Below are 10,352 nucleotides of genomic sequence, written 5' to 3' on the forward strand. Positions count from 1 at the left end.
GAAGACGAAGGTTTTCCGTTTCAACCAAATTATTTCAAGTCTTGCAACTTCTCTAACACAACCTTATATACATCCGTTAGGCTACCCAAATCTCTACGGAAAACATCCTTGTCCATATGGTGCCCTTCAGCATCCCAAAGGCGGCAGTTATCTGGTGAAAATTCGTCTGCCAAGATGATCTTACCATCCTTATCAAAGCCAAATTCCAATTTGAAATCAATCAAACGAAGACCAATTTGTGCAAACCAATCTTTCAGCAATTCATTGATACGACGCGTTTCTTCCTTGATATAAGCAATTTGTTCATCATTGGCAATATCCAAGAACTTCACATGCTCATCATTGATAAACGGGTCATCCAACTCATCGTTCTTGTAGTAAAATTCAACGATTGGAGTTTCTAATTCCAAACCTTCTTCCACACCAAACCGTTTAGAAAAAGAACCCGCCGTCACATTACGAAGAACAACCTCCAAAGGAATGATGGTAACCTTCTTATTCAATTGTTCGGTATCTGAAATACGTTCGATAAAGTGCGTCGCTACACCCGCAGCATTCAATTTTTCAAAAATAAGAGACGAAATCTGATTATTTAGCACACCTTTTCCCTTAATAGTCTCCTTACGAGCACCATTAAGCATGGTTGCCTGGTCCTTATAGACCGACTTAATCACATGTTCGTCCTCAGTAGTATAGATATCCTTAGCTTTCCCAGTATAAATCAGTTGATTGGTCATGACTTTGTTCGCCTTTCGTATTTTATCACCTTCATTCTATCACATACAAAGTGTATTTTCAATAAAATTCCGTACAATACAAGCAGAATCCGAATAAAAAGGACAGAAAAAAGATCATCCAGAATAATCTCTGAACGATCCCTTTTTCATTAGTGACCAGCAGTTCGTTTTTCGATATAGTCGACAACATCCCCTACTGTGTTAAATTCATCAATAGCCTTGTCCGGAATCTCAATTTGGTATTCATCCTCAAGATTGATAATAAATTCCATCAATTCAACAGAATCCGCCTGTAAATCCTTACGTAAGTCAGATTCCAAAGATACTTGAAAGTCTGGACCCTTGCGATCTTTGAGAAATTCCTCAATTGTAACTAAAATTTCGTTTTGTTTACTCATACATTACCCTTCCTTCGATAATTCCTTCACTGATTTTCCAACAACATCTGTCTCTAACATGGTCCGAATCTGACGAATCGTGCTATAGACAGCTTTGGCATCACTCGAACCATGCGTTTTAACAACAGGTGCTTGAAGGCCAAACAAGACCGCTCCTCCAACATCTGAGAAATCCAAGGTTTGCTTCAATGATTTCAAACGGTCCTTGAGCAGAAAAGCTCCCAATTTCGCCTTCCAGTTTCCTGTGGCAATTGCTTGTTTCAATTGCTTCAAGATCCCAAAAGCCGTTCCTTCCATCGTTTTCAAGACAGCGTTTCCCGTGAAACCATCCGCCACAACGACATCAGCAACGCCATCCATCAAGTCACGCGCTTCCACGTTTCCAACAAAATGAATCGACTCATCCTCAGATAACAATTGGTAGGTTTCCTTGCGCAAAGGATCTCCTTTACTAGCTTCTGTCCCATTGTTCAATAAACCCACGCGAGGTTTTTGAATCCCACGAACATTTTCAGCATAGTAGGATCCCATCACAGCATACTGATGCAAGTGCTCTGGTGTATTTTCCGCATTGGCCCCTAAGTCTAGCATATCATAGCCACGACCATCAACCGTTGGAAGTGTCGACATCAAGCCAGGGCGTTCCACCCCTTTGATGCGGCCAACGATAAAGAAACCAGCCGCCAATAGCGCACCTGTATTTCCCGCAGATAGCATGGCATCGACCTCACCATCCTTCACATCCTTGGCAGCTAAGACCATCGAAGCCTGTTTTTTCCGACGAATGGCCCGTGTTGGCTCATCATCTGAATCGATTTTTTCTTCCGTATGCACAATCGATACACGTTCTGTTGCGGTTAAATAGTCTTTGATTTTTGCCTCATCGCCATACAAGACAATCTCAATATCATCAAAATCACGAATGGCTTGATTCACACCTTCTACCAAGGCTTGAGGTGCATTATCGCCCCCCATTGCATCTACTGCAATTTTTTTCATGTTTCACCTCCAGATGAATCTTTCATAATCGCTCCCCAATCACTCAAGGAATCGATAAACTTTTTAGCTTTTAAATGGATCCCTACATACTCCTCATACAACTGATCAATTGCCTGACGCAGAGCTGCTTTCATCTCCGCTTGTAGAGAAATTGTCTCTAACTCATTGAATCGTACTGCTTGAAACTGATCCAATAAATAGAGAACATTCGGATGCCAGTGGGCTCGTCTCTCATCCTGATCATAATGATCCGGACAAAGGACCCCACTATACCGAAAAGAGTAATCAAAAGGAAGTCCAACCCGATGACAGAAACAGCATTCATGCAGATTCAAGATAACTCCAAATCGTGATAGAATCTGAATCTCAAAAATATTGGTTAAAACCTCATAATCCAGTCCCTCTTCCATCAAAGACAAGGTCTTTTCCAAAAAAGCAAACAGGGCTGGATCCACCTGATTATCCTGAATACTTGCATCCGCAAGTGCCAGAACATAGGTCGCATAAGAAAGGGCAAAAAGATCTGCATTGATTTTCTTATAAACCTGCACATCTTGAAAATCATCAATATAACTCAACCCATCATCATTGATTTTCAACAACATATCTGCCGTTACCAAAGGTTGCAACATGGGATTCAACCGTGATTTTCCCGCATGTTTCACAAAAAACATCCGCTTCCCTGACTTCTCTGTGAAAATTTTGACCAGCTTGTCATCCTCACGAAACTCCCGATTATACAGGACAATTCCCCGGGTCTCAATTGACTCCAGCATGTTCTTCCATATACTCCTTCAAGCGTTTCATAGCTTCCTTGATAACCTCCATGCTGGCTGCATACGACAAACGCACATAGCCTTCACCATATTGGCCAAAAGCAGCACCAGGAATGAAAGCAACCGCTTTTTCACGCGCAAAATCCTGTAAGAAAGCAAAGGAATCCTGATTATAGCCAGCTGGGATTTTAGCAAAAATATAAAAGGCTCCATCTGGCTTAATCATCTCAAACCCAAGCGCGGACATCTCTTCAATAATATAATCCCGACGCTTCACATATTCCTGCTTCATCGGCTCTGCATCATCCCGACCAGCAGTCAAGGCCTCAATCGCAGCATACTGGTTCATCGTTCCAGCAGCCGTTACCAAATACTGATGACTCTTGATGAGTTGAGCCGTCAATACAGCCGGAGCAAAGATAAAGCCAAGTCGCCAGCCTGTCATGGCATGAGACTTAGACAAACCATTAATGACAATGGTCTGCTCAGGAATGAAGGATGCCATAGAGACATGCGCTTCTCCAGTATAAGTTAGCTCTGAATAAACTTCATCACAAATCACAAAAACTTCATATTTTTTTAGGACAGCAGCCAATTCTGCCATCTGTTCGCGCGAATAAGTGACACCCGTTGGATTAGCTGGATAATTGAGAATAACAGCCTTCAATTTTTCACCCTGCTCTAGAATCGCCTTTTCCAACTTTTCAGGCGTCAAGACAAAACGATCTGCTGTCGTATCAATTTCGACAATTTCCGCCCCAACCAAATTCACAATCGGTTCATAACCAGGATAAGCTGGCGCCGGAAGAAGTACTACATCTCCAGGTTCCAAGATCGCTGTCAAGGTTGCAGATAGGGCTTCAGTCGCACCGATCGTCACCAATATCTCATCCTCAGGACGGTAGTGAATACCATATTTATCAGCCACAAATTGACTCGCAGCCTCACGCAGAGCTAGCAAGCCACTCATCCCAGTATAATGGCTAAAATTTGCATCAATAGCAGCCTTTCCTGCTTCTTTTACATGTTCAGGAGTTGTAAAATCCGGTTCCCCCAACGTCAAACGCAAGACACCAGGAATGGAAGAAATTGATTGATCGAACTGACGAATCAAAGAAACTTCAATCCGATTCAGATTTTTATTAAAACGTTTCGTTAAATCCATAGAACACCTCCAAAAACACTTACATTCATTATACTATAAATAGGACCCCATCGCAAAAGAACAAGCCAGATCCCCATCTTTTGTTCACCATCAAAGGACATTTCAATAATTCTTCCATACAAAAAAGACTTAGCAATGCTAAGTCTTTCAAGCCATTATTGTTGACCACGTGTTGCCACATATTTCAATTGATCCGCATGTTTTGCCACAAAATCCTTCATTTCTGAATCAGGAATTCGACGAAGGTAGAGGTTAGAACGAATCGTTTCATCCTCTTCACGACAAGTTGACAATACTAAATACTTATCAGATGCTTTGATCTTGATATTAGGATTCTTCGTACGAGCTGACTCATAGATATTCTTCAACTGAGTGGTGAAATCTTTATCATCTTTAAAGCTTGTACGGTAGAAAGCAGTATCCTCAGGGACAATAACCAAGCCCATTACTTCATAGTAGTATTTCCGCTCTGGTGTCTCAATCACAACATACGGATGTTGGTCCAAATACTCTTGTTTGTCATAGTAGTTGACATCATTAAACATGCGATGATCGCCGACCTTACTACCACGAGCATGACCAAACAGCCAAGTCAAACGATCACTGAAGTCTTTCTTGTTGTCCATATCCATGAAGACTGTTCCCATGTATGGCTCATTCCCACCATCAAACGTCTTATTCAAATAAGTTTCATTATCAGTAGTTTGTACGACAGGTTCATCCAATTCAGTACCCGGTGCGTAGACATAAGCAATTGCTTCAGGGTTAACAGCTGTTAACTGAGCAAAACGATTTTTCAGGTAATCTTTTTCTTCTTGACTTGGTTCATATTTAGTTTCTTGCTTGGTTGAACTTGTTCCAGTTGTCTTTTTAGCCGTGCTAGATGACTTGCTTCCTCCAAAAGGATTAAAGAAAATAAATCCAGCAACAAGCACAACAACTGCAACAAGAGCAGCAATCACAAGGCCCAATTTAGTTGAACTTTTTTCCCCAGCTCTTTTCATTGATCGATCTCCTCTTGATGATTTTTTCTAAAAAATAACACTGAACCCGAGGGTCCAGTGATATTTTACGAGCTAATTAATAATCAAATTATTTAACTGCGCTTGTTTTTGGAAGAGCTTTACCAGCTTGAGCTGAAGCTGCTTTACCATTTTTAGAAGCTTTAGCTGCATCTTCTGATTTTTGAGCTTCTGCTTTAGCTTCCGCTTTAGCTTCTTCTTTAGATCCGTTAGCAGTACCTGGTTTGTTATCGCTACCTGGAGTATAGTTAGGGTTCAAGTAGCTATCAGTTTTTTCGATTACAAGGTATGCGTTAGTGAACATGTCACCACCTACAACGATTGAACCTTCTTGGTTAGGGTTTTGGAAGTAACCTTTAGGTGCTGCTGCTACACGGTAACGAACAACTGTTCCAGCAGGTGCTGCAATTGAAGCATCACCATTTGCATCTGTAACTGCTTGTGAAGCAACTCCGTTTACAAGGAAGTCAACTGTAACACCAGCAACTGGAGCACCTACGCGGTCTTTAACGTTGATACGAGCATGTGTTCCGTTTGGTACAACACGTTTTGGAGTTCCGTCAGGATTAAGATTGTTTCCAGCGTCGCGTGGGTTTTCTTGTGGAGCTGTTGCTGTTGAATTATCTTTAATAATTTCGCTACGTCCAATTTCTTCACCAGCTTTATTGTAATAAACTTTGTATTCTTTTCCTGATACAGTTACTACTGCAGTTTTAGCAGTATCAAGATCTTGTTCTGCAAATGCTGGTGCTGCTGCAGCGAATACTGCAAGAGCTGCTACTGATGATAATAAAACTTTTTTCATTGTTTTATCTCCTTTTTTCTTTTCAAAAATTATTCGTTACTTCGTAACTATGACTAGTATACTAGGATATTCTTCCCATGTCAAGACTTTTTCTTTAATTTTTTTAAAAAAGTTTAAGGTTTTGACCTATTTGAAAGATAAAATTACGAAATTGATACACAAAAATTAATGGTATATCTTCTCCATTATCTTCCTGTTATGCACTACTGACTCAATCTATGCCGAAAAATTCTCTATAGATTATGTTTTTGCTTAATTACTATTATTTCACCACCCCATTTTTTGGCAATCGTTTCTTGGGCAAACTAGGATCAGCCTTTGCTTCTAGTTCTTTAGCTGCTCGAACCAGTTTTTTCCGTTTCTTTTCTTTTTTTAGATTTTCCAACCATTTTCTGATTTCCATTTGTATATCCTCCTAAATAAAAGAGGCTAGTTACCCAGCCTCCTTATTGTTAACATTTTTTGGCATTTCCGATTTCAAATAGAGGGGAAAGAGGACGATTTTCGTGAATGCGAACAATAGCCTCTGCAAGAAGTTTCGCAATCGAAATTTGCTCAATCTTATCAATTAATCGATCTTCAGGTAGATAAATCGTATCCAACACCACCAACTTCTTAATGGCTGATTTTTGGATGTTGTCCATCGCTGGTCCTGATAAAACAGGGTGAGTACAGCTTGCATAAACTTCAACAGCACCTGCTTCTGCAAGGGCATCCGCCGCATGACAAATTGTACCAGCTGTATCAATCATATCATCAATCAAAATACAAGTCTTGCCTTCAACACTCCCAATGATATTCATCACTTCACTCGTATTCATCTTATCGACACTTCGACGTTTATCAATAATCGCAATCGGTGTCTTCAAAAATTCAGCTAATTTCCGAGCACGAGTCACACCACCATGGTCTGGACTGACAACAACATAGTCTTTCCCAATCATCCCCCGACGTTCAAAAAAGTCGGCAATCAAAGGCGCACCCATCAAGTGGTCAACAGGAATATCAAAGAAACCTTGAATCTGAGCGGCATGCAAATCAATTGTCAACAGGCGATCAACTCCAGCAACCTCAAGCATATTGGCTACCAACTTAGAAGTGATTGGTTCACGAGCTCGAGCTTTCCGGTCTTGACGAGCATAGCCGTAATATGGCATCACCACATTAATGGATTGCGCACTAGCACGTTTCAACGCATCTACCATTATCAAAATTTCCATTAGATTATCGTTAACCGGTGAGCTAGTGGATTGCAAAATATAAACATCTTTCCCACGGATTGATTCTTCAATATTAACCTGAATTTCTCCATCAGAAAATTGACGAACCGTTGACTTTCCAAGCGGTAGTCCCATTTCTCGAGACACACGTTGAGCCAATTCTTGATTTGACGACAAAGCAAAGAGCATTAAATCAGAAAATGACATGATTTCCTCCAGTAAAATCTAAAACCATATTGTACAGTCAGCACAAATTTCTCCTGTAATCATTTTATCGCTTTTTAAGCAAATATTCAAATATTAATTTATGGAAATTACAAAATCTATCACTACCTAAATTCTATCAAAAAAGAAGCAGAACAAATGTTCTGCTTCAGTGTAATTCTTAGTTTGGATAGATATAAGTAACAGTACCTTGTGCTGTTGTTGGGTTAAACCAACCACGGTAGTTACCAATACTACGGATACCATTATAGTTAGACTCAGAAACTTGGATGCTTGTTGTAGATTGAACGGCTGTAACAACTGCTACGTGTCCATATCCACCATCATTCCAACATGCAATGGCACCAACTTGTGGTTGAGATCCTGTACGGAATCCTGCTGCCGCTGCACTTGCTGCCCATTGTCCACCATTACCCCAGTAATCACCAGCCCATGGAGCCAATGTCTTCGCACCCCATGTACATTCACCAACTGGATAAGATGATGCAGATGTACTATAAGTTGGACGAGAAACAGTTGCTACTGGTGCTGCTGCTTGAGTTTGAACAGCAGGTTGAGCTGCTGCTGCAGGTGTTTGAGCTGCTGCCGCTGGTGTTGCAGCAGGTGTTTGAGCTGCTGCCTGAACTTGAGCTTGAAGGGTAGTATTTGCAGAAGCTTTCACAGCTGCTTGTTGTTCCTTTTGTTTTGCACGGTAAGCTGCTTCAGCTGCTGCCGCTGCCGCTGCCGCTTTTTCAGCTTCCGCTTTTTGTTGCAACAAAGCGTTCTTTTCGTTTTCAGCAGATGATTTTTCAGCTGCCAAATTCAATTGTGCCACTTTCAACTCAGCTTCTTTAGTTGACAAAGCTTGCGCATCATCTTCTAATTGCTGTTTATTTGCAATAACAGTATTGATAGCGTCGTTGTTTTCTTTTTGTTTTTGTGCAATGTCTTCTTTATCACGTTTTTGCTCTTGCAACATTTTGTTGTTAGCATCTGCAATTTCATTCATAGCAGAAATACGTGAGATCGCTTCTGTCAAAGATCCAGAGCTAACAATCGCATTAATATAGCTTGTTGCAGTTCCAGTTGTTTGAGCACTACGTGCTTGATTTGCAAGTGATTCTTGACGAGCAACAATATTTTTTGACAACTCATCGATCTCGGCTGACAATCGTTCAGATTCTTCATTCAAACGATCATTTTCAGCTTGAAGATTTTCTTGTTGTTTTTTAATTTCAGATACTTGACCTTGAATTTGATCTACCTGAGCTTGTGCGCTTTGTTGTTGTTGATTAATACTATTGATTTTGTTATCTTGAGCAGCAATCTTATCATCTGTTGAGTCAGCTGATACACCTGCTACGACAGCACCTTGTGATAAAGCAACTGTACTCAATAAGATTGTGGCAAATAATTTTTTCTTCATTAGATAAATTTTCCCTTTCTAATAAGACACTAACTAGTATAACAAATTTTTTAAAAATTTATATTACGCTATTGTTACATTTTTATTTCTAATTTATAAATAAATCTTTTCAAGTAAAGGCTGTAATACTATCAATAGAAGCACATTCAAAATTAAACTAGGCGCCATTTGGTAAATAATTAGTGTGATCCAGTTAAATTTTATACCGACAAAAAGAATCAACAGAAGATTTGTTAAAATCTGAAACAACAGAATCGTTAATAAAAATGTAAAAAAACGAGTCAATCGATTGACCAAAATAATCTGATTACACCGATAAAAAATCACCTGTAGTATAGGAAATACTATGAATGCAATTCCTAGAGTGTGTAAAAAATACACATCAAAACAAAAACCAAAGAAGACTCCCCACCAAATACTAGCTATCTCAGAGAAATAGAGACTCAATAACATAAAACCATATAGAAATAAAAATGAAGTAGGTTCAAAGGAGTTTGGACAGAAACGAGAAATAAGAAAAGAGATCTGCCCGTCAACAAATAAAGATAAGAATAAGATTAAAGGGAAAAAATGGTACTTACGTATGACTTTCACACTACTCTCCAATCAATAGTACATAACGATTGACATCTAAATTAGCCTTTGGTTTCACACGAATTTCTTGACCTAACTGATCAGATGCCTTTTGAGTAGAAGTCACTGTACCAAGAGGTAAATCACTACTCTTATATTTTCCTAAACCACTTGTTGAAACCAGAGATCCTTTTTTAATTTCAACTGGATCACCAATTTGCAACAACCGAAACTCACCTGTCTTCTCGTCATAACCATTTAATAAAGCAAAAATAGATTGACCTTGACTCTCAATTTTAAACGTCAGGTGTTGTGAAGAAATAGTATCTTCGACTAATAATTTCACTTTGCTAGAATTTTTCTCTATACTTTCTACCACACCAATGACGCCACCAGACGAAAGAACAAACATAGAATCAGAAATTCCATCTGAACTACCTTTATCAATAACAAATTCCTGATCCCACGAACCATAATTACGGTCAATAATCTCACTAACGACTTGTTTAGAACCCGATACAGAATTCTTGATTGACATCAAATCCTTTAATTCTCTATTTTCTGATTCCAAACGGTTAAGTTTTGACTGGTCAATATCCTTTTGATAAAGACGTGATTTTAACGAACAGTTTTCATCATTTAATTCAGATAAATTCTTTAAATCCTTTGCCTTAGATTCCACAACAACAAATGGTACCGATACTGCCTTATCAACAATAGCTAATAGATCAGAAGATTTTAAAACAATCGAAGTTCTAACAGATGGAAAAAGAAATAAAATTCCTGAAACAGTTAAAACAAACACAAAACTAAAAATTTTAAAGAATCGATTCAAGAACATAGATAAAACCTTCAAAAATATAAAAAATAGTTTGAGATGAAATCTCAAACTTGGAAATTATACGGAGAATGGGGGATTCGAACCCCCGCGCCGGTTACCCGACCTAACGATTTAGCAAACCGTCCTCTTCAGCCTCTTGAGTAATTCTCCAAAATGGGCACGAGTGGACTCGAACCACCGACCTCA

The 10,352-nt window shown here is 39.3% G+C and carries 12 protein-coding genes and 1 tRNA gene; all 13 read right to left on the reverse strand.

Going from position 1 to position 10,352, the window contains the following annotated elements:
• Window positions 1-29: 29 nt before the first annotated feature.
• The 13 genes from purC to HMPREF2704_RS03005 all read right to left on the reverse strand — a co-directional run bounded on the left by purC (window position 30) and on the right by HMPREF2704_RS03005 (window position 10,316).
• A complete protein-coding gene (gene purC / locus HMPREF2704_RS02950; RefSeq protein ID WP_070845626.1) occupies window positions 30-737 on the reverse strand; it encodes a phosphoribosylaminoimidazolesuccinocarboxamide synthase in 708 nt (235 codons plus the stop codon).
• Between the two features lie 149 nt (window positions 738-886).
• Window positions 887-1,135: an acyl carrier protein gene (locus HMPREF2704_RS02955; protein WP_021154192.1), complete on the reverse strand. Its 249-nt coding sequence runs from the start codon at window positions 1,133-1,135 to the stop codon at window positions 887-889.
• A gap of 3 nt (window positions 1,136-1,138) precedes the next feature.
• Window positions 1,139-2,134: a phosphate acyltransferase PlsX gene (gene plsX / locus HMPREF2704_RS02960; RefSeq protein WP_021154191.1), complete on the reverse strand. Its 996-nt coding sequence runs from the start codon at window positions 2,132-2,134 to the stop codon at window positions 1,139-1,141.
• On the reverse strand, window positions 2,131-2,910 hold the full coding sequence (gene recO, locus HMPREF2704_RS02965; protein ID WP_049486261.1) for a DNA repair protein RecO: 780 nt from the start codon (window positions 2,908-2,910) through the stop codon (window positions 2,131-2,133). The genes plsX and recO overlap by 4 nt, the downstream gene beginning before the upstream one ends.
• On the reverse strand, window positions 2,894-4,075 hold the full coding sequence (locus HMPREF2704_RS02970) for a pyridoxal phosphate-dependent aminotransferase (RefSeq protein WP_045760081.1): 1,182 nt from the start codon (window positions 4,073-4,075) through the stop codon (window positions 2,894-2,896). The genes recO and HMPREF2704_RS02970 overlap by 17 nt, the downstream gene beginning before the upstream one ends.
• A gap of 155 nt (window positions 4,076-4,230) precedes the next feature.
• Entirely contained in the window at window positions 4,231-5,079 is an 849-nt protein-coding gene (gene srtB, locus HMPREF2704_RS02975) for a class B sortase, LPKTxAVK-specific (RefSeq protein ID WP_070845628.1), read from the reverse strand.
• Window positions 5,080-5,167: 88 nt separating this feature from the next.
• Window positions 5,168-5,902 (reverse strand): carboxypeptidase-like regulatory domain-containing protein, encoded by a 735-nt coding sequence (locus HMPREF2704_RS02980; protein WP_070845630.1) that lies wholly within the window; start codon window positions 5,900-5,902, stop codon window positions 5,168-5,170.
• A 262-nt stretch (window positions 5,903-6,164) separates the two neighbouring features.
• Entirely contained in the window at window positions 6,165-6,305 is a 141-nt protein-coding gene (locus HMPREF2704_RS11385) for a hypothetical protein (RefSeq protein WP_176744607.1), read from the reverse strand.
• A gap of 49 nt (window positions 6,306-6,354) precedes the next feature.
• Window positions 6,355-7,329 carry a ribose-phosphate diphosphokinase gene (locus HMPREF2704_RS02985; protein ID WP_049490632.1) on the reverse strand — a complete coding sequence of 325 codons (975 nt, stop codon included), beginning with the start codon at window positions 7,327-7,329 and terminating at the stop codon, window positions 6,355-6,357.
• Between the two features lie 178 nt (window positions 7,330-7,507).
• The gene (gene pcsB / locus HMPREF2704_RS02990) at window positions 7,508-8,752 is read right to left on the reverse strand and encodes a peptidoglycan hydrolase PcsB (protein ID WP_070845632.1); all 1,245 of its coding nucleotides are present in this window, start codon (window positions 8,750-8,752) and stop codon (window positions 7,508-7,510) included.
• A 93-nt stretch (window positions 8,753-8,845) separates the two neighbouring features.
• Window positions 8,846-9,346, reverse strand: coding sequence for a rod shape-determining protein MreD (mreD, locus tag HMPREF2704_RS02995; protein ID WP_070845636.1), 501 nt, complete (start codon window positions 9,344-9,346; stop codon window positions 8,846-8,848).
• Between the two features lies 1 nt (window position 9,347).
• Window positions 9,348-10,166, reverse strand: coding sequence for a rod shape-determining protein MreC (mreC, locus tag HMPREF2704_RS03000; protein ID WP_070590584.1), 819 nt, complete (start codon window positions 10,164-10,166; stop codon window positions 9,348-9,350).
• A gap of 62 nt (window positions 10,167-10,228) precedes the next feature.
• A tRNA-Ser gene (locus HMPREF2704_RS03005) sits at window positions 10,229-10,316 on the reverse strand.
• Between the last annotated feature and the right edge of the window lie 36 nt (window positions 10,317-10,352).

The sequence above is a fragment of the Streptococcus sp. HMSC076C09 genome (genome assembly GCF_001837905.1).
In the GTDB taxonomy this organism is placed as follows: Bacteria; Bacillota; Bacilli; order Lactobacillales; family Streptococcaceae; genus Streptococcus; species Streptococcus parasanguinis_I.

Excerpts from the sequence above, each read along its gene's own strand:
- pcsB (WP_070845632.1), bottom strand. The coding sequence starts at position 8,752 with ATGAAGAAAAAATTATTTGCCACAATCTTATTGAGTACAGTTGCTTTA.
- mreC (WP_070590584.1), bottom strand. The coding sequence starts at position 10,166 with ATGTTCTTGAATCGATTCTTTAAAATTTTTAGTTTTGTGTTTGTTTTA.
- srtB (WP_070845628.1), bottom strand. The coding sequence starts at position 5,079 with ATGAAAAGAGCTGGGGAAAAAAGTTCAACTAAATTGGGCCTTGTGATT.
- HMPREF2704_RS02985 (WP_049490632.1), bottom strand. The coding sequence starts at position 7,329 with ATGTCATTTTCTGATTTAATGCTCTTTGCTTTGTCGTCAAATCAAGAA.
- HMPREF2704_RS02955 (WP_021154192.1), bottom strand. The coding sequence starts at position 1,135 with ATGAGTAAACAAAACGAAATTTTAGTTACAATTGAGGAATTTCTCAAA.
- plsX (WP_021154191.1), bottom strand. The coding sequence starts at position 2,134 with ATGAAAAAAATTGCAGTAGATGCAATGGGGGGCGATAATGCACCTCAA.
- HMPREF2704_RS02970 (WP_045760081.1), bottom strand. The coding sequence starts at position 4,075 with ATGGATTTAACGAAACGTTTTAATAAAAATCTGAATCGGATTGAAGTT.
- HMPREF2704_RS11385 (WP_176744607.1), bottom strand. The coding sequence starts at position 6,305 with ATGGAAATCAGAAAATGGTTGGAAAATCTAAAAAAAGAAAAGAAACGG.
- HMPREF2704_RS02980 (WP_070845630.1), bottom strand. The coding sequence starts at position 5,902 with ATGAAAAAAGTTTTATTATCATCAGTAGCAGCTCTTGCAGTATTCGCT.
- purC (WP_070845626.1), bottom strand. The coding sequence starts at position 737 with ATGACCAATCAACTGATTTATACTGGGAAAGCTAAGGATATCTATACT.
- recO (WP_049486261.1), bottom strand. The coding sequence starts at position 2,910 with ATGCTGGAGTCAATTGAGACCCGGGGAATTGTCCTGTATAATCGGGAG.